The sequence below is a fragment of the Enterobacter cloacae complex sp. P42RS genome (genome assembly GCF_014930595.1).
Taxonomy (GTDB): Bacteria; Pseudomonadota; Gammaproteobacteria; order Enterobacterales; family Enterobacteriaceae; genus Enterobacter; species Enterobacter bugandensis.
The window spans coordinates 16434-34862 of the sequence record NZ_JADBRK010000017.1 but is presented as its reverse complement, the minus strand read 5'-3'; the positions used below and the strand labels follow the sequence as shown (position 1 = coordinate 34862).

Annotated in this window: 21 protein-coding genes; 1 reads left to right on the top strand and 20 read right to left on the bottom strand. The window is 59.9% G+C overall.

Annotation, left to right across the window (positions count from 1 at the left end; genetic code table 11):
- The 19 genes from IM314_RS17625 to IM314_RS17535 form a co-directional block, all read right to left on the bottom strand.
- Complete coding sequence (locus tag IM314_RS17625; protein ID WP_028014713.1) at positions 1 to 1230, bottom strand: beta-ketoacyl-ACP synthase; 1230 nt, start codon at positions 1228 to 1230, stop codon at positions 1 to 3.
- Positions 1227 to 1958: a 3-ketoacyl-ACP reductase FabG2 gene (locus tag IM314_RS17620; RefSeq protein ID WP_028014712.1), complete on the bottom strand. Its 732-nt coding sequence runs from the start codon at positions 1956 to 1958 to the stop codon at positions 1227 to 1229. Before IM314_RS17620 ends, IM314_RS17625 begins: the two co-directional genes overlap by 4 nt.
- The gene (locus tag IM314_RS17615) at positions 1955 to 2428 is read right to left on the bottom strand and encodes a 3-hydroxy-fatty acyl-ACP dehydratase (protein WP_041911881.1); all 474 of its coding nucleotides are present in this window, start codon (positions 2426 to 2428) and stop codon (positions 1955 to 1957) included. The genes IM314_RS17620 and IM314_RS17615 overlap by 4 nt, the downstream gene beginning before the upstream one ends.
- The gene (locus IM314_RS17610) at positions 2425 to 3594 is read right to left on the bottom strand and encodes a beta-ketoacyl-[acyl-carrier-protein] synthase family protein (RefSeq protein ID WP_041911882.1); all 1170 of its coding nucleotides are present in this window, start codon (positions 3592 to 3594) and stop codon (positions 2425 to 2427) included. Before IM314_RS17610 ends, IM314_RS17615 begins: the two co-directional genes overlap by 4 nt.
- A 1-nt stretch (position 3595) precedes the next feature.
- A complete protein-coding gene (locus IM314_RS17605; RefSeq protein WP_049138150.1) occupies positions 3596 to 4174 on the bottom strand; it encodes a DUF3261 domain-containing protein in 579 nt (192 codons plus the stop codon).
- Positions 4171 to 6495, bottom strand: a complete 2325-nt coding sequence (locus IM314_RS17600; RefSeq protein ID WP_193359197.1) for an MMPL family transporter — start codon at positions 6493 to 6495, stop codon at positions 4171 to 4173. The genes IM314_RS17605 and IM314_RS17600 overlap by 4 nt, the downstream gene beginning before the upstream one ends.
- Positions 6464 to 7069: an outer membrane lipoprotein carrier protein LolA gene (locus tag IM314_RS17595; RefSeq protein ID WP_045631452.1), complete on the bottom strand. Its 606-nt coding sequence runs from the start codon at positions 7067 to 7069 to the stop codon at positions 6464 to 6466. The genes IM314_RS17600 and IM314_RS17595 overlap by 32 nt, the downstream gene beginning before the upstream one ends.
- Positions 7066 to 7488: a thioesterase family protein gene (locus IM314_RS17590; RefSeq protein ID WP_028014706.1), complete on the bottom strand. Its 423-nt coding sequence runs from the start codon at positions 7486 to 7488 to the stop codon at positions 7066 to 7068. The genes IM314_RS17595 and IM314_RS17590 overlap by 4 nt, the downstream gene beginning before the upstream one ends.
- 3 nt (positions 7489 to 7491) lie before the next feature.
- Positions 7492 to 9183, bottom strand: coding sequence for a glycosyltransferase (locus IM314_RS17585; RefSeq protein WP_045631451.1), 1692 nt, complete (start codon positions 9181 to 9183; stop codon positions 7492 to 7494).
- Entirely contained in the window at positions 9174 to 9527 is a 354-nt protein-coding gene (locus tag IM314_RS17580) for a hydroxymyristoyl-ACP dehydratase (RefSeq protein WP_028014704.1), read from the bottom strand. The genes IM314_RS17585 and IM314_RS17580 overlap by 10 nt, the downstream gene beginning before the upstream one ends.
- Positions 9514 to 10875: an acyl-CoA synthetase gene (locus IM314_RS17575; RefSeq protein ID WP_193359198.1), complete on the bottom strand. Its 1362-nt coding sequence runs from the start codon at positions 10873 to 10875 to the stop codon at positions 9514 to 9516. Before IM314_RS17575 ends, IM314_RS17580 begins: the two co-directional genes overlap by 14 nt.
- Entirely contained in the window at positions 10868 to 11455 is a 588-nt protein-coding gene (locus tag IM314_RS17570; RefSeq protein ID WP_045631449.1) for a hypothetical protein, read from the bottom strand. The genes IM314_RS17575 and IM314_RS17570 overlap by 8 nt, the downstream gene beginning before the upstream one ends.
- Before the next feature lie 6 nt (positions 11456 to 11461).
- The gene (locus tag IM314_RS17565; protein WP_024908875.1) at positions 11462 to 11713 is read right to left on the bottom strand and encodes an acyl carrier protein; all 252 of its coding nucleotides are present in this window, start codon (positions 11711 to 11713) and stop codon (positions 11462 to 11464) included.
- 10 nt (positions 11714 to 11723) lie between these two features.
- Positions 11724 to 11981 carry a phosphopantetheine-binding protein gene (locus IM314_RS17560; RefSeq protein ID WP_028014701.1) on the bottom strand — a complete coding sequence of 86 codons (258 nt, stop codon included), beginning with the start codon at positions 11979 to 11981 and terminating at the stop codon, positions 11724 to 11726.
- Positions 11962 to 12777: a 1-acyl-sn-glycerol-3-phosphate acyltransferase gene (locus tag IM314_RS17555; RefSeq protein ID WP_193359199.1), complete on the bottom strand. Its 816-nt coding sequence runs from the start codon at positions 12775 to 12777 to the stop codon at positions 11962 to 11964. The genes IM314_RS17560 and IM314_RS17555 overlap by 20 nt, the downstream gene beginning before the upstream one ends.
- On the bottom strand, positions 12774 to 13496 hold the full coding sequence (locus IM314_RS17550) for a beta-ketoacyl synthase chain length factor (RefSeq protein ID WP_045631447.1): 723 nt from the start codon (positions 13494 to 13496) through the stop codon (positions 12774 to 12776). The genes IM314_RS17555 and IM314_RS17550 overlap by 4 nt, the downstream gene beginning before the upstream one ends.
- 47 nt (positions 13497 to 13543) lie before the next feature.
- Complete coding sequence (locus IM314_RS17545) at positions 13544 to 14608, bottom strand: class I SAM-dependent methyltransferase (RefSeq protein ID WP_182034979.1); 1065 nt, start codon at positions 14606 to 14608, stop codon at positions 13544 to 13546.
- 68 nt (positions 14609 to 14676) lie between these two features.
- On the bottom strand, positions 14677 to 15066 hold the full coding sequence (locus IM314_RS17540; RefSeq protein ID WP_028014697.1) for a hypothetical protein: 390 nt from the start codon (positions 15064 to 15066) through the stop codon (positions 14677 to 14679).
- A 321-nt stretch (positions 15067 to 15387) separates the two neighbouring features.
- A complete protein-coding gene (locus IM314_RS17535; RefSeq protein WP_041911893.1) occupies positions 15388 to 16437 on the bottom strand; it encodes an AI-2E family transporter in 1050 nt (349 codons plus the stop codon).
- Positions 16438 to 16582: 145 nt separating this feature from the next.
- Between IM314_RS17535 and IM314_RS17530 the strand changes: the two genes are divergently transcribed.
- Positions 16583 to 17800 carry an MFS transporter gene (locus IM314_RS17530; RefSeq protein WP_041911894.1) on the top strand — a complete coding sequence of 406 codons (1218 nt, stop codon included), beginning with the start codon at positions 16583 to 16585 and terminating at the stop codon, positions 17798 to 17800.
- A gap of 4 nt (positions 17801 to 17804) precedes the next feature.
- Here IM314_RS17530 and IM314_RS17525 read toward each other — a convergent pair whose 3' ends face one another.
- Entirely contained in the window at positions 17805 to 18362 is a 558-nt protein-coding gene (locus IM314_RS17525; protein WP_028014694.1) for a DcrB family lipoprotein, read from the bottom strand.
- Positions 18363 to 18429 lie beyond the last annotated feature (67 nt).

Below are 18429 nucleotides of genomic sequence, written 5' to 3'. Positions count from 1 at the left end.
TTACGCCCAGCGTTTAATGATAATCGAGGTATTGATGCCGCCAAACGCGAAGTTATTGCTCTGCAGATACTCGCAGTCAATCTGACGGGCTTCTCCCATAATATAATCTAAAGCCCCGCATTGCTCATCCGGCTGCGTTAAATTGAGCGTCGGGGCAAACCAGCCTTCGCGCATCATCTGCAGGCTCATCCACGCTTCCAGGGCGCCGCAGGCCCCCAGCGTGTGGCCAAAATAGCTCTTCAGCGAGGAAACCGGCACGCTGTCACCGTAGATGGCGGCCGTGGCCTGGCTTTCGGCGATATCGCCGCGGTCGGTGGCGGTACCGTGCGCGGAGATATACCCCATATCCCGGGCGCTTAACCCCGCCATCGCCAGCGACTGCTCCATGCATATCTGCATGGTGTCACGCTGCGGCTGGGTGATATGGGCCGCGTCACAGTTGGTGGCAAAGCCCACGATCTCACCGTAGATGGTGGCCCCGCGCGCTCTGGCGTGCTCAAGCTCCTCCAGAATCAGGGTGCCTGCGCCTTCCCCAATCACCAGACCATCGCGCTGCGTATCGAACGGCGAGGGGGTGGTTTTGGGTTCGTCGTTGCGCTGGCTGGTGGCAAACAGCGTGTCAAACACCGCCGCTTCAGACGGACAAAGCTCTTCCGCCCCCCCCGCGACCATCACGGTCTGATACCCGTGGCGAATTGCCTCCCAGGCGTAGCCAATCGCCTGGCTGCCGGAGGTACAGGCGCTCGACGTTGGGATCACGCGGCCACGTAGTCCAAAGAACAGGCCGGTATTCACCGCGGTGGTGTGCGGCATCATCTGGACGTAGGTTGTCCCGGTGATGTTATTGGTGTGCTTTTCGGTAAGCATGGTCGCGAATTCGCTGACCGGGCCGGTGCTGCCTGTCGAAGAACCGTAGGCGATGCCGGTTTGCCCGTTGGTGAGCACCGCTTCGCCAATCAGCCCCGCCTGCTCCAGCGCCAGCTCTGTGGCGCGGGTAGACATCAGCGACACGCGGCCCATGGCGCGAATACGCTTGCGGGTATAGTGTTCCGGCAGCGCGAAATCGTCGATCGGCGCGCCCAGCAGGGTGTGCAGGCCATCATAAACCTGCCATTCCGGCATTTTACGCACGGCGTTTTCATACGCCAGCAGTCGGCTGGAAACGGACTGCCAGTTCTCGCCAAAGGCGGTGACGCCGCCCATGCCCGTAATCACCACGCGACGCGTCATAGCATTCCTCCGTTAATCGAAATGACCTGGCGGGTGACGTAGCCCGCGATATCCGACATCAGATAGCTTGCCAGCCCGGCGACCTCCTCAGCCTGGCCCATACGTTTCATTGGGATGATGGACATCGCTTCCTTCAGCGCGGCCTCCTCCATTTCAATCATGCCGGTATCAATCAGCCCTGGCGCAATGCAGTTCACGGTGATTTTTCGTTTTGCCAGTTCGATCGCCAGCGCTTTGGTGGCGCCGATAATGCCCGCTTTGGCCGCACTGTAGTTCACCTGGCCGCGGTTGCCCATCACGCCGGAGACGGAGGATAAGGTAATAATGCGCCCGCCCTGACGGGTGCCGATCATGGGCATAATGCAGGGGTGTATGACGTTATAAAAACTGTCGAGATTGGTGTGGATCACGCTGTCCCAGTCGTCTTCACTCAGTGCCGGAAAAGCGCCATCGCGGGTAATTCCGGCGTTGCTGACCACGCCATACCATGCGCCATGGGCATCAATTTCCTGCTCAAGCACTTCACGGCACTGCTCGCGGTTGCCTACGTCAAACGAGAGTAAACGGCCGCTGCCGCCCGCCTGCGTGATGGCGTCCAGCGTCTCCTGCGCGCCTGCGGCATCACGATGGTAATGCACGCCGACGGTGAACCCGTCAGCGGCAAGCTGGCGGGCGATGGCGCGACCAATGCCTTTGCTGGCCCCTGTGACCAGTACGGAACGACTCATGCTTGGGATCCCTGATTAAAAAGCGATGTTAATTCTTCTGCAGTCGGCTGGAAGGTATTGACCCGGCCCGTGGCCAGCGTCTCTTCACCTGCGCAAATCGTGCATTCAAAACTGCCGAAGCGTTCGTCCTGCATCAGCAGCTTAACGGTAATGTCCAGCGTTAAGCCTTTGGCGAAACGCCCGCTGGCGCAGACCAGCTCGCGCGCGCCGAGCACCATGCCCAGCGCGATATGTTCCTGCCCCTGCTGCTGACGATGCCAGCCCGACCAGACGCCAACGGTCTGCGCCATTAGCTCGAGCGCGTACCAGCCCGGCAGGTCGCCATTGGCATTGAGAAACGGCGCCAGCACGCTTTGCCTGTCAACCGCCACGCGGCAGACCGCCATGTCATCCGTCACATTTTCAACGGACCCCAGCAGCATCATGGGCGCATCGTGCGGCAAATAGGCTTCGGGTGATAGATAGCTCATGACGCTCTCCCCAGCAGAATGCTGGCGTTATTGCCGCCAAACGCGAACGAGTTAGACAAAATCACCGGCTTTTTCAGGGCGGTGCTCTGGTGCAGCAGGCCGCACGGCGCCAGCGTCTCGTCCGGAGCGTAGCGGGAAAAATCCTGCGGCGGCAAGGGCAGATCGCGCGTCAGGATAAGCCAGCTCAAAGCCGCTTCGGTAATGCCGGCAGCGCCCAGCGTGTGGCCGGTAAGGTGTTTGGTTGAACTGCACGGCACGCTTTCTCCGAAGAGATCGTGAACCACCTGTGATTCAATCTGATCGTTGAGCGGCGTGGCCGTGCCGTGCAGGTTGATGTAGCCGATGTCGTCCGGCTGCATGCCCGCTTCGCTGAGCGCCTGAGTGATAGCCCTTATCGCCCCGTCGCCCTGCGGATGCGGGGCGGAAATATGGTACGCATCGCTGGATTCGCCCGTGCCGAGCAGCGCCACGTCCGCGGGTTCCCGGCTTAATACCATCAGCGCCGCCGCTTCACCGATGGTGATCCCCCGGCGGTCCCGGCCAAACGGCTCGCAGAGCGTGGGGGAGAAGGATTCAAGACTGTTAAAGCCGTTCACGGGCATCCGGCTCAGGGTGTCTGCTCCGCCGACAATGGCGATATCTACCAGCCCGGCTTCGATCAGGCGTTTGCCGCCGATCATCGCCCGCGCGCTGGAGGAGCAGGCGGTGGAGATCGTATAAGCCGGGCCTTCAAGCTGCAGCCAGTTGGCGAGAAAGCGGGACGGATCGCCCAGCTCCTGCTGCGGATACTGCCAGCGCGTGCTGGTCTCGCCGTCGGTCATGAGACGCACGTGCTCATCGCCTTCATCCAGCCCGGAGGTGCTGGTTCCCAGCACCACGGCCACCCGGTCACGACCAACGCGGGCGATGGCCTCGTCAACGGCGGGCTGAATCTGCGCCAGCGCGGCCAGCAGCAGCTGGTTGTTGCGGGTGCGGTGTGCAGAGAAGGTGTCCGGGATGAGCGGCAGTTCGCCTTCCACCCCGCCCAGTACCGCTTCGGGCATTCCCTGCAGCCAGCCGGTCCGGGCGTGCATGCCCGGCGCCACGCCCGCAGCCAGGTTGGCGGCAATTTCATCAGGCGAGTTGCCCAGCGCGTTGACCATGCCAACAGCGGATATATAAATCATCTCAGTCACCCAGATATTGAATGGTGATGTGGTATTTGAATACGTGTTGCTCGATGCTGATCGGCTCGCGCTTGCCTTTGCGCTGGAGGTAGACAATCTCCGTCACCAGCTTGCCGCTGGCGTTACGCAGCTCGCGCCGATCGCCATTGTCCGTTAACGTCCAGCCCTTCGGCAACTGCGGCTGCCAGGCGCTAATCGGCCAGTGGCTGAGCATCACGTCGGCCAGCACCTGGCTGGCGGGCGGCAGCTGCGGCACGACGATCGACTGCTCGGTATGAATACCGCTCTCGTCGTACGTTGCCAGGAACAGGCGAATGCCCACGGAAGAGAGGCCGGCCAGCGTGACCTTATGCGCATCCGCGTTGAGCATCACCAGCAGGGACTGCGTTTGCCCGTTAAAGCTGCCGGTCAGCAGCTGCTGGGAGCTTACCGCCGGGCTGATGCCGGGCGGCGGCAGAGTGACTTTGGTGCCAGGCTGTAGCCAGGCCTGAGGCCGCGTCTCTTTGGTATCGGTCGAATGGCTGCAGCCTGCCAGCAGCAACACCGCGGCCAGCGCGACGGCGCGATAAACAGCGTTCATTTACGTTTTCTCTCTTTCTTATCCGGCATCGCCAGCGGTGCCAGCAGGAAGGCGGTGAAAATACCGCTCACCAGCACAATACCAAAGCTGCTGATAGCCTGGGTGGCGCTGAAGACGAGCATGCCCAGCGTCAGCAGGGTGGTCATCATGGCCAGGGTAATCGCCAGCATCGAAGTCAGCGGCGTACCGCGTGGGTTGCTGAAGAACAGCGTGTAGTTAATGCCAATGCCGAGCACCAGTACCAGCGCCAGCAGTGAAAACAGATTTACCGGGTGGCCCGTTGCGGCCAGCGCGGCCAGCCCGCAGCTCAGCGACAGTGCGGACGGCACCAGGCTTATCAGCCCTTTGCGCCAGCCGAGGCGCAGTATCGCCCCGCAGGCAATCACCGCCAGCGCCGCAAACAGTAGCCCCGTCAGCAGCGTGCGGTAGAGGGCAAACAGGCTGTCAAAGCTGCCCTTGCGGTCCACCCAGACGACGCCGTCATGGCGCGCGGCCAGCTCACCGAGCGCCGCGCTGTTTTTTGCGCCGTCCACCGGCACGAGCACGCCGCTTTCCCCGCCCGGCAGGGTCAGCCAGAGCAGACGCCAGCCCTCGCTGGCCGGACTTTCAAGCCACGCGTCCACGCTGACCGGCATGGCGTCCAGATTGGGGGAAACGGCGTTGAGCCCTGCGCTTTTCAGCACGTTCGTCACCGCAGGCGCGGCGTTCCGCAGCAGCGCAAGGTCGCTTTTCTGGCGGGCCAGCGAGTTCAGCGGCAGGGTGCGCCAGCGGGTGAGATCCCCCGCTTTTTGCGCCTCGGCCAGCGCGGGAGTAAAGGCTTCCAGCCGCTCCAGCGTTTGCTGGGGCGAAGCGCCGTGCACCACAAACCATTTCTGATCGACGCTTTGGCCGGTCAGGGCGGTAATGGTTTTCTCCTGCGCCAGAATATCTTTCGGCAGCGCCTGCAGCTGGGCGATGTCGTCGTCCACCTTCAGGGTGCTCATTCCCACGGCGGAGAGCAGCGCCAGCGCGACGGGCAGACCAACGGACAGTTTTTTACTGCGTCGCCAGGCGGCCAGCCAGCGCAACATCAGGACCATAAAGGGAACCGGGCGCACCGGCAAACCCCGGCACAGCCACGGATGCCAGAAAATCACCGTCAGGCAGGAGGCGCTCAGCCCCGTCGCGGCAAATACCGCCATCTGGCGGATCCCGGGGAAGGGGGCCAGCATCATAATCAGGTAGGCAGCGACGGTCGTCAGCAGCGCCAGCAGCAGCGCATTGCGCACTTTGGCCAGGCTTTGCCAGGGAGAGAGCTCAGCGCCGTGCACCATCCGTTCGGTCAGGTAGTAAAGCGTATAGTCGGCCGAAATACCGATGATGCTCATGCTCATCACCAGCGTCATCAGGTGCAGTTCGCCAAAGAGCAGCAGCGTCACCACCGTGCCCGCCAGCGCGCCGATGGCAATGGAGAGCACGCTCAGCAGCAGCGGGCGCAGAGAGCGGAACACCGCCACGATCAGCAGGAACACCCCAAGCAGGGTGGCGATGCCCAGCGTTGAGACGTCGCGTTTAGCCTGCTGGCTGGCATAATCGCTGTAGAACACCGTCCCGCGCGAAAGCAGCTGCGCCTGCGGGTAACGCGCTTTCAGCGTCTGTTGCAGTGCGTTAAGCGTCGTCACGAGCCGGTGGGTCTGCTGCATATCAAATGATGAGCCCGCCAGTTCGCCGTGCAGCAGATACCAGTAGTTTCCCGCTTCATCTTGCGTGACCAGCCAGCCGTCCATCAGCCGCAGCTTCTGGCCGTTTTGCGCCAGGGCGAGCTGCGAGCCGCGCATCAGCATCAGCGGATCGTTTTGCAGCTCTTTACCGCTGACGCCGGAGAAGGCGGAGTAGAGCTGGGATAAAATCCACTGCGCCTGCGCTTCTCCGCCGTTTTGCAGGCGGGCACGGGTGGCCGGATCAATCAGCCCGTTGCGGTGCTGCCAGAAGAACTCTCCCCAGGCCTTTTGCCCGGCGGCGTCCATCGGGCCTTTGACCTCGCGGAGCGCGTCGCTGCTGTGCAGCAGTTCAAGCCACTGCTGCGCCACGCGCGGATCGGGTTCTTTGCCGGGGCTGACCAGCCAGACCAGCTGGCGGTCGAGACGCTGCATAAACCCGTCGTTGAGCGCCGGAGGGATCGCCCCCAGCGTCTGCTTCGGCAGCATGGCCAGCACGCTGCTGTTCAGCCGCGCGCCGGGCAGCAGCGACAGCAGCACGCCCAGCATAACCAGACATACCGTGGCCCACAGCAGCGCCGGGCGCAGGGATTTACGGTGCGGCAAAGCGTTGGCGTTCGTCATCGGTCAGGCTGGCGGGCGTCAATTGGTGGTTTGAAAGGGCGATATCGGTACGGTCGCCCTGCCTGTCGTTCAGGCGGATCGTCTCAAGATAGGTCGCGCCGCCCAGATCGAGGGTGGCGAAAATCTTGTCCAGCGGCGTCGTTTTTGGGGTAAGCACCAGCGACCAGCGGCCCGCGCCCAGGTCTTTAAAATCGATGCGGAAGTTCTCTTCCAGCACCTTGCGGTCGGCCTGGAACAGGGCCCGCAGCAGGTGGTTGAACTGGAACATCTGCGGATTATTGTCGGCGGTGATGGTCTGCGGCGGCTGGCCGTTGATCGCCTGAACCATCCGCTTGTCGTCCAGCAGCAGCGTCATCGGAAACGGCGCTTTTTGATCCCACAGCAGGCCGCTGTCGCGGGCGATCAGCATCTCGCCCTGCGAGCGCAGCGGCTGCGGCATATCTTTTATCGTGCGGACCTGTTCGAAGTGCGCGCGCACCACGGGCTGCTCGGTGAAACGCTGCTGCAGTTCATCCAGCGTCACGGCGCTGACCAGCGGGCTGACGATCAGCGCCAGCAAAGGCAACCATTTCATGGCGTGACTCCCATACGTTCAAACAGTACTGCCGGACTGACAAAGCACATTTCGCGGGTGGCTTCTTCCACCGCCACCTGGATGGTGTAGCCGGTGGTGGTGCGTTTGCCGGTTTGCGCATCGAAAATTTGATAGGCAATGCGCAGGCGGTTTTCATACTCTTCAATCTGCGCGCGAACGCGAATGCGCTGCTCAAAGGTCACCGCATCGCGGTATTTCACCCGCGTGTCGACAACGGGCCAGACGTAGCCGGAGGCTTTCATCTGGCGATAGCCATAGTCAAACTGATTGAGCAGCGCCTCGCGGGCGATCTCAAAGTAGCGGAAATAGTTGCCGTGCCAGACCACGCCCATCATATCGACGTCGTGGAACGGAACGGTGATCTCAACTTCAGTCGTAAAGCGGGGATCGGTCAGCACCCTTTACTCCTTCTCTCGGGACTCTGGCAGATGCCAGAAATCGAAAAAATTAAACCAGTCGAGCGGCGACATCAGGGCGTAATGCTCCAGCCGCTGCGCGTAGCGATCGACGGTAGCCTGCAGCGCCTGCTGGCGTTCCCCGCGCGGCAGGATCAGCGGGTCGGCAAACGGCTCGCTGTGAAGGACGAGCTTCCCCTGCTGGCGCAGGGCGAAAATCAACACCACCGGACAGCGCAGGATGGAGGCCAGGATAAACGGCCCCTGAGGGAACGGTGCGGGCTGGCCCATAAACTGGCTCCAGATCACCCGCCACTCGCCGCCACGCTGCGGGTTGACGGCGATGCGGTCACCCACGATCGCGACCCATTCTCCGCGCTCAAGCTTCTCTTTGATGGCAATGGCGGTGTCCGGGCCGATGTCGGTGACCGACATCAAATTCACGCCGGCCTGGGGCGCCATTTCGCTCATAATTTGCTTAAAACGCCGGGCGTTCTCGCTGAAGACCAGGGCGTTGATGGTTTTGCTGCCGTCCAGCTGGGCCATCGCCCGGCAGGCTTCTACGTCGCCAAGATGCGAGGCCAGCAGCAGCTTGCCCTGCGGCGCCGCGATATTAAGCGTTTCGCTCGCGCCGGGAGCAAAGACCACGTCGCGCTTAAACTTCAGCTCGCCGCGCCAGCTGGCGACTTTGTCCAGCATCGCGTTGCCGAAGCGCATGAAATGGAAAAAGCTGTTGAGATGTGCTGGAACAGGCATGTTCCGCTGCATCAGCACCTGCTTCACGCGTGCAATCCACTGCCGCGAAGCCTGCCGCGCCGGACGCGCGATCAGCCAGTAGACGCCGATCACCGGCCACAGCAGCACGGTAAACGCCCGCCGCCCCAGCAGCTGCCAGACGCGCAGCATCAGGCGCATGCCCCACAGGCCTTTAACCTCGTCCTGCTGCGCCCAGTGTTGGCCGCGTCGACGGAAGAGCAGGCCGGGAATGCGCGGAAGCATGCCGAAGAACAGCCGGGTATGCATCAGGGAGATCCGCACGTTATCTTTCAACGCGTCGAAGTGGGACAACCCGTCCTGCGGATAGGTCACGCGGGTGGGCAGAAAGACGCTGGTGTTACCCTGCCAGTAGAGACGGACCATCACTTCGGTGTCAAAGTCCATCCGTTTACCGAGCGTTTCACGCGCGGCGAGCCGCAGCGTGGGCGAGACCGGGTAGACCCGAAAGCCGCACATGCTGTCTTTAAGCTGCAGGGATAAGGTCTCAATCCATACCCAGACGTGGGTGACCCAGCGCCCGTAGAGCCGCGAGCGCGGGATGGAATCATCGTAAACGGGCTGGCCGGAAATCAGCGCGTCCGGGTGGCGCTCCGCCAGCGCCAGCATTTTCGGAATATCTTCGATGGCGTGCTGGCCGTCCGCGTCCACCTGCAGGGCGTGGGTATAGCCCGCACGCGCGCACTCCTCCAGCCCCCTGATGACCGCGGCACCTTTGCCGGCGTTTTGCGCCAGACGGACCAGCGTCATCTGCGGCAGCTCCGCCGCCAGCCGCTCAAGCTCCTGGCGTGTGGCGGCTTCGCTGCCGTCATCCACCACCAGGCACGGCAGGCCAAACGGCGAGAGGCGCGACAGCACGCTGGCCATCGTGGCGCCGTGGTTGTAGCACGGGATCAGCACGCAGGGGCGAAAGATTACTGACATAGACGAATTTTCCCGCTGCTGGCGGTATGGCGTTCAGCTCCGTCATGACGCAGGTAGCTGAAGGTCAGCAGTTTGCGCCCGGCATGCCACTCAAGCACCAGCGTCACCGTGGTTTCCGGCAGCAGAGGCGCCTGGAACTTCACGTTTTGAATGCTGTGAAAGCGGTAGCCCGGTGCCAGTAAGGTCGTTGCGTAGTGCATCACCCAGTCAAGCTGCGCAACGCCGGGCAGCAGCGGCTGTACGGCAAAATGGCCCTGAAACCAGAACAGAGAGGCGTCGAGATGCAACACGATCTCCAGCTTCTCCGGCTGTGCCTGATGGCGCTCGATTTCATGAATTTTCATGAAATAACTCCTCTAACTGCGCATAGACACGCTTGTTCATACTGTTTACCGGCATCTCATCGACAATGCGCCAGTAGCGTGGAACGGCGACCGGCTCAAGCCACGGCAGCAGGGCGCGTCGCCAGGCGAACTCCTGCGCTTTTTTATCCTGCAGATGCCAGCGCTGACGAACCACCTCATCCAGCACCAGCAGGACGCCAATCCCCTGACGGCCCCCGCGCGTAACCGGCAGCGCAGCCGCCTCGCAAACGCCGTCGAGCTCCAGCAGGCGACGCTCAATCTCGTTAAGCGAGATGCGCTTTTCTTCAATTTTGACCACCCGCCCGCGACGACCGGCGATGCTAAACAGCCCCGCACTGTCGAAGTGGAGGATATCGTCCAGCTGGAGTCCTTCAGCCTCATGGATAAGCGGCGAAGTGACGCGGCAGGCGTCATCTTCATGATGGAAGTTTACGCCGGGGAAGGGTAGCCACGGCAGGTTATCTTCCACGCGATGGCGCCAGGCGAGGATCCCGGTTTCGGTGCTGCCATAAATTTCGTCCGGCCAGATGTTAAGCCAGCCAACCGTGGTGGAGACGTCACGCCAGGGCAGCATTCCGCCCGCGGAAATCAGCATCCTGACGGGCGGCGCGGCCAGTTCGGTATCCAGGCGCTTCAGGAACGCCGGGCTGCTGATGAACAGGTAATGCCGGTCATGAGGAAGGGCGGCCAGCTGCTCTGCGTAGTAGAGCATCGCGGCATGCAGCGGCAGGCCCATCGCCATCGGCAGTACGATGCGAAATGTCAGGCCATAGAGATGTTGCGGGACGACGGAGGCCACAACGCTACAGCCAGCCAGACGTTCACCGAAGCGGTCAGCCAGCAGGCGGGCTTCGCGATCCAGGCTGACGATGTGCTTAACCACCCGGCGCGGCGTTCCCGTGGAGCCGGAGGTGAACAGCTCGACGAAGCGGTTTTCGTTAATCTCCGGCAGGGGTACCCAGCGGGCGATCGTCTGGTGGCGGGAGGCTACCACAATCAGCTGCCCGTCAATATCGAGGGACCGATCGCTCAGGACGCCGCTAAACAGCGGCTGCTGCTCCTCAAGCAGCGAAACGCGGCTATGGCCGGGAATGACCGGCGTTTTACCGGCATGCAGCGAGGCCAGCAGCGCAACGATAAACAGATAGCTGTTTTCAAAGCACAGCGCCCAGCGCTCGCCTTCCTGCTGACGCAGGGTGTCGACCAGTAACGTCACGTCGTGGCGCAGCTGGCCCAGCGTCCAGGTACGATCGTCGAGCCAGGCGACGGGCGTGTCGTCAGGGCGGGGCGCGTTTAACCACTGGCCCAGCGGAAGGGGGTTATTCATTGTGCATCTCTTTTTTTATCACCCGCTGGCGCACCAGCCACTCTGCCGCCATCAGCGTCCCCATCAGGATGTAAGCCACCATACCGTTCCACAGCGTCCACAGATGCATGTCGCCGTGCAGGACGGTATACAGCGCCATCGCCCCGTTGCCGATGAAAAATCCGCACCAGACGAGGGTCACCCTGCGGGTATAGCGCACGCCCTCCGGCGGCAAATTGGGCTCTCGCAGGCGCGCCAGGCGTTCGACCAGCGGCATCGCTGTCCAGAGCGAACCGCCGAAGACGGCCAGCATTACAAGATTAACGACCACAGGGTAAAACAGCAGCCACTGGTGGGTTTTCAGCAGATAGCTTGCCGCGCAGAGCGCGATCCCCGCCAGCGCCACGCACTGCACCACATACCGCATCGGGCCGGTGTTACGCCGCGCCTGACGCAGCCGCAGCAGCAACAGCAGCGCCATCACCGGCAGCAGCCACGGCAGGCTGTTATGCGTCAGCCCAAATCCAATCAGGAAGGGCCACGCCAGCAGCATCAGCCCCGTCAGAAGTGGGATGACCGGGAGCGTCCGTCCACCACGCACGGTGTCTTACTCTTCGCGCAGCAGCTGTTCGACGGCGTCTACCACATCCTGAACGGTACGAACCGATTTGAAGGTTTCCGGCTTGATTTTCTTACCGGTTTTCTTCTGCAGATGGACAATCATGTCCACCGCGTCAATGCTGTCCAGCTCCAGGTCTTCGTAAAGACGGGCTTCGGGCGTAATGTCCTGCGGGTCGATTTCAAAGAGTTTGGTCAGAAGGCCGCAGACTTCCTGATAAATGGTTTCTTGTTCGGTCATAGTTCACATCTCAGGCGCGTTGGGCGTGGATAAAGGACGCCAGGGTGGCGACGGAAAAGAAGTGCTGGCGCATCTCTTCGCTTTCGGCAGAAAGCACCACGCCATACTGGTTTTTCACCGCCAGACCCAGCTCCAGCGCGTCGATAGAGTCGAGACCCAGCCCGTCGCCAAACAGCGCGGCATCGGTATCAATATCCTCTGCGGTAAGCTCGTCCAGATTCAGCGTGGTGATAATGAGATTCTTAATTTCAAGATAAAGCGCTTGCATCATTAATTCCTGACAAAGATTGAAGGCCTGATGTTAATCGATGCTGCAGGTGCCGGTTTAACTGCCTTGCCGCCAGTGCCGGTTCTTGTTGCCTTGCATCGTAAAATTCGTCGATGTTCACGCGATCGCGCACATCGACGGTAAAGACAGGTTTTGCGGGCGGTACATCATACCAGCGGCATTTTTTATCCAGCAGGTGCTCGCTGCAGTGGATGAGTACGATCCGCAGATCGCTGCGGCAGCGCACGGCGATATTTGCCGCGCCGCGCTGGAGGGACATTGCCTCACCCGGGCGGGTACGCGTCCCTTCCGGGAAGATTAACAGCGTGTCGCCCTGGGCCAGACGCTGCTGGCTGGCGGCGAGCAGAGGCTCGGCCTCGCTGTTAATCAGATAATCCGCCGCGCGGATAACGCCGCTGACAAACGGATTGCGCAGCAGCGCGCTTTTCACCAGACAGTCGGTTTCGGGCATTACCGACGCCAGAATCACGTAGTCAATTAACGTAGGGTGGTTAGCCACCACCAGGCAGCCCCGATCGCCGCGCAGGGCATCAAGATTGTGGATGCGATAGTCCAGCACCCCGGTGCCGCGGGCAACGGTTAAGAAGAAGCGGAAGCTGGCCGCGACGCTGCGGCGCGCCAGGCGACGGCGTTTGGCGCGATCGCGCTGGGCAATCAGCAGCAGGTTGAACCAGACCAGCGACAGCAGCAGCCCGCCCGCGCCAAACAGCACGAAGCAGAATCCGGTCATGACCAGACGCCATAGCCAGTTGATCCGGGCGGTCAGGCGGTTCATTGGCGCGCCCACTGCCACAGCAAACGTTCGCCGGGCACCACAAACTGTTGTTCCTCACGGAGATAGCGTTGCAGGAACATCAGGCTTTGCGGCAGGGCGGCTTCCTCACCCGTGCTGCCGCTGCGGGTTTCGCACTGCCATTCGCTGCCGGCTTCAATCACCAGCGCCACCGCGTACGGCCAGGTAGGCATCTGCGGCGGTAACGCCGGATGGTAAAATTCCGGCAGCGCGCCGTCAAAATCCACCAGCAGGACGCGGGAGTAGCCCGCATGCAGCAGGCTCAGCACTTCACACAGGGCCTGCTGGAAGGTGTCCAGCCCGGCGGAAATGGATGACGAGACAACAGGCTGGCGAGCGGCGATCGTGAGATTGCCCACCGCGGAATTGTGCACGGACATGGCGAAGTCGGTAGGCGAGACGGCCTGCCCGGTCGCCAGCGTATGCAGAATACGGTAATTGCGCTCCAGCTCGCCGTGGCGGCTGGAATAGACGACGGCGTCTATGGCGTGGCTTTGCAGCATGGCAAGACCAATATCCACCGCCAGCTTACTGCCTGAGTTAAGGCGGCGCGCGGTCATCATGGGTAACGCGGTCAGGCGGGGTAGAGGAGCCGTCGGGTCGATGGTCGACTGCAGGCGCGACCACGCCTGCCACTCTGCGGCATCGCTTAGTCCTGGCGCTCTTGCCTGCCAGTCAATAATGTTCAGTGAAAATTTCATCTACGCGCGTCCGCGGAATACCGTATTCAAAGGGCAGCCAGGCTGCGCTATTGTTCACGTTTGGTGCAAATTAACAGGGTATGACCTACCCCAAGGTTATCCAGCCGCTGTGCTATGCTGAAGCCCGCCCTTTCCAGGTAGTGATAAAACTTCTCTACGCTGTAAAACCGGCTATTGCCATTCGCCATACAGGTGAAATAGAGCGAGGTGGCATTCAGGCTGAAAGCCGCCGCTTCATATTTCTGAGCATCCCAGAAAAGCTCCATGATGCATAACCGTGCGCCAGGCTTCATGACCTCTGCGACGCGCGTCAGCATGGCGACAATCTGATCCGGAGAGAAACAGTCGAGGAACTGGCTCATCCACCAGACGTCGGCATCTCCCGGCAATGCCGACGGACTAAGCATATCGACAGCATGGAATCCAATACGATGAGAAAAACCTGCTTTTTCGATGTTTTCCTGCGCCAGCGCTATCTGTTGCGGGAGATCGAGGATCGTCACGGCAACATTGTCGTCATAGCGGCAGCAGCGTAACGACCATTTACCTGTATTTCCGCCCACATCGTACAATTTTGTCGGCGAGCTTGCGAATATATATGGCAACGCAGCGTCAAAAGCGGCGTCGGAATAGTAATGATCGAAGGCAAACCAGCTCTCTTTTGCCGGGGCAGGAAGCTGGGATAAAGCCGGATAGATGGTTGGCCAGTCGCCAAACACGGATAATCCAGTCGGTTTTTCTTTCTGCAGGGCATCGGCCAGATGAAATAACCCCTGGTAACAGACGTCCTGCGTGAAATCCATATTAACGCGGGTCATGGTATCGTGGAGTAAGAAATGGCCCACTTTCGCCAGGAAATAACGACCTTCTTTATAAGTAATTATCCGCCCGCTTAATCCCATGTCTAACAATACGCTGACGGCATAACTGCTCAGGGTACTGTTTTCGGTTATTTCGTCGAGGCTCGCCCCCTTATTACCCTGTTTATCGAGCCAGGCGAGAACGCCCGAGTTACGCAGACAAAGCGCGGTCTGAAATAACATCGGCGCAAAAGCGATGCGTTGCGCTTCGGTAATGGCATCCAGCGCGCTGAGCGTGTCCTTTTCGTACATTGTTGCGTAACCTTTCAGGGTAAGAAATGAGGTTATCGGGCCATGTCCGGCCCGACTTTAGAAAAATATTACAGCGCGGCACCCGCAGAAAGGTTCAGCTGAATATCATGGTCGAGGTTGTTCACCCAGCGGTTATAATTTTTGTGAATTTTACCGTCTGCCGCTTTCAGGTTCAGGCTGCTTTCGTAATTAATTGAATAACTTGTCGCAGAGTAGGGAATACGCACCTGGACCGAGTGATCGCGTGCCTGCAGACGGCCCTTAATCACGCCCGGGCCCGCTTCCGTCATGATCCAGTCACGCTTCTGGCCTGCTTTCAAAATGGCTGTTTTCACCTGATCGGCAGTATGACCCGCGCTCACGACAGAGTGAACCTGAGCAATAGGGGCGGTACGCGCACAGCCAGCCAGTGCGCCAACGAATACGGCGGCAGTGCACCATTTAACGAGCTTTTTCATCAACAACTCCATATCAATAATAACAATTAAAGGTAGTGTTTTTTACAAATAAGCATCACCAGGCTTAGGGATTAAGTCAGGTGTGTTTTAATCAATATTAATGTTTACATTACGTCGTCGCTAAGGCGGGGTATAATATCACGCAAAATAATTAATCATTCCGTTTTTTTTAATTTGCTTTAAGGGGGGGGTTGCATTTAAGCGAAATCTGGGTGAGTTGATAAAAAAACGGAAGGAATAAGCCTTAACGCAAATAAAAATACCGCGACGGTGAGCGTCGCGGTATTTGACGGTATAAACCCGTTTACACAGACAGATACGTTACCCCGGCAACCGGCTTTTCGGCCGCCCCGGCCCAAGCAGGATCGCCAGCTTGCTGCCCCCTTTGGTGGTTTCCATCCAGATTTTACATACGCTGGTCAGCGGGACCGACAGCAGCATGCCGACAGGGCCCAGCAGCCATCCCCAAATCAGCAAGGATAAAAACACCACCAGCGTCGACATGCCCAGCCGGTGCCCCATCATGCGCGGTTCAAGAATGTTACCCAGCACCATATGCACGACGAGGAACAGCGCTCCGACCAGCATACATTCGTAGAAACCGTTAAACAGAAACGCCTGAATCATCGGCGGCACGGCGGAAAGCACCGCGCCAATATTCGGCACGTAGTTCAGCAGAAACGCCAGCACCCCCCACATCAGCGCGAACTGGACGTCCATCAGCATCAGCCCCAGCCAGACAATAATCCCGGTCCAGACGCTTAGCAGCGTTTTCAGCGCCAGATATTTGGAGACGCCCTTTAAGGCGCGGTGTAGGCCGGCAATGTGTATTTGCGGGTTATTTAAAGCAAAGCGCAGCTTATACGGAACATGGCGCACTTCGAACAGCATAAATACCACCGTCATGACCAGCAGCAAAATGCTGGCCATCGCGCCGGAAAGACCGGTCATCAGCGTGGTGGCGTAGGTCATGACCTTCTCGGAATCCATCCTGCGCAGCATCCGTTCTGGCGAAATATGCAGGTTAAGAAAGGGCATCATCTCCTGCAGCGCGACGATTTTACGCGTCAGCTCTTTATTGTACTGCGGCAACATGGTGGAGAATTCGCTCAGCGATGCCGCCAGTACGCCGAAGAGCGCCGTCAGGCCAATCAGCATCACGATAACCACGATGGTGATGGCCACCGGGCGGCTCACGCCCCGGCGTAAAAACCAGGTCACCAGCGGATTGAGGACAATAGCAAAAAAGAGCGCCAGCAGGAGCTGGACGATAATGTCAGCGGCAGCATGTATACCCGCAAGGATAACCACCAGACAGGCGAGTTTTAATAAGATGTGGAGTCCTGCTTTATCAGGCTGGGGAGCTAACATGCGTGTTCCTTAGTAAGATGACCCGATAAGTGTAGTGCCTTAGGGCCGCTTCGTCTGGCACCGATAATCTGAAAGTCGGGGCTGATTTTCTTATTGCTCCGTGGTAATAGTGAAACACTGTTGCAAAAAATTCAGGTAGAACCCCATGCCAGAACCTGCCGCCGAACCGGCGCTGAGCGGATTGCGCCTCAATCTGCGCATTGTTTCCGTCGTTATCTTCAACTTTGCCAGCTATTTAACGATCGGCCTGCCGCTGGCGGTTCTGCCGGGCTACGTCCATGACGTGATGGGTTTTAGCGCGTTCTGGGCGGGGCTGGTCATCAGCCTGCAGTATTTCGCCACGCTCCTTAGCCGCCCGCACGCCGGGCGCTACGCCGACCTGTTCGGTCCCAAAAGCATTGTGGTAGTGGGATTGTGCGGCTGTTTCCTCAGTGGTCTGAGCTACCTGCTGGCTGCCGCTACCAGCCACTGGCCGCTGGTCAGCCTGGCGCTGCTTTGCCTGGGCCGCGTCATTCTCGGGATTGGGCAAAGCCTGGCAGGAACCGGCTCGACGCTATGGGGTGTGGGGGTTGTCGGTGCACCACACATTGGCCGGGTTATCTCGTGGAACGGGATCGTCACCTACGGGGCGATGGCGCTCGGCGCGCCGCTTGGCGTGGCCTGTTACGCCTTTGGCGGTCTGTATGGACTGTCGCTGACCATTATAGCGGTCGCGCTTGTGGCGATACTGTTTGCGCTGCCGCGCCCGAAGGTGAAGGCCAGCAAGGGCAAGCCGCTGCCGTTTCGGGCCGTGCTGGGGCGCGTCTGGCCGTACGGCATGGCGCTGGCCCTGGCGACCACCGGCTTCGGCGTCATTGCGACCTTCATTACCCTGTTTTATGACGCCAAAGGCTGGGAGGGCGCGGCCTTTGCGTTAACCCTCTTCAGCGGTGCGTTTGTTGGCGCACGCCTGCTTTTCCCGAACGGTATCAACCGTCTGGGTGGGCTGAACGTGGCGATGATCTGCTTTACGGTAGAGATTGTCGGGCTGCTGTTAACCGGCATCGCCAGCGCGCCCTGGATGGCGAAAATTGGCGTATTCCTGGCGGGAGCCGGTTTCTCGCTGGTCTTCCCGGCGCTGGGCGTGGTGGCGGTTAAAGCGGTGCCGCAGCAGAACCAGGGGGCGGCGCTGGCGACCTATACGGTATTTATGGATATGTCTTTAGGCATAACCGGGCCGCTGGCGGGGCTGGTGATGGCCTGGGCGGGGGTACCGGTGATCTATCTTGCCGCGGCGGGTCTGGTGATAATTGCCCTGCTGCTGACGTGGCGGCTAAAAAAATGGCCCCCGGTGCAGGCACCGGAGGCCACGTCATCGTCGTGAAGGGTTACTGGATCACGATGGTGTTAATGATGTTTTCAGCAGCCGTCTGCGCTTTCTGCTGATCTTCCGCTGGCAGGGTGATCTGCAGGGTCAGCAGTTTGTTATCAACCTTGCCCAGCACCACAGAAGACCAGGCGGTCTGGCCTTTTGCGGAGATGATGCTGTCCAGCTGCTGCAGCTTATGGCCTTTCAGCTCGATGGATTTATTGGTTACCACCTGCAGCTGCGGATCGCGGCCGCGCTGCTGGTCTTCCAGACGTTTGGACAGGACGGCCAGGTCTTCGCTGGTGTCGTCGCCCACAATCACAATGACCGCTTTCTGGCCGGTTGCGTCGGAGTAAACATGCATGTTATTCGCCTGGGTGCCCAGCTTGCCGCTCTGGTCAGTCATATCGGCTGGCAGAGAGAAACTGAGTTTGCCATCCATCAGATTCACCGGCTGACCGGTCGCGTTGCTTTCTGCGGATGCGCCCTGAGCAGGCGTTTTCGTGTCGCTGTTATCACAGGCTGCAAGACCCACAACCAGCAGGCCAATCCCGACATATTTAACCAGATTGCGCATTGACTTCTTCCTTTCGATAAACGGCCATAGCGGCTCATTCACCCATCTTATCACAACTGATAAAGCG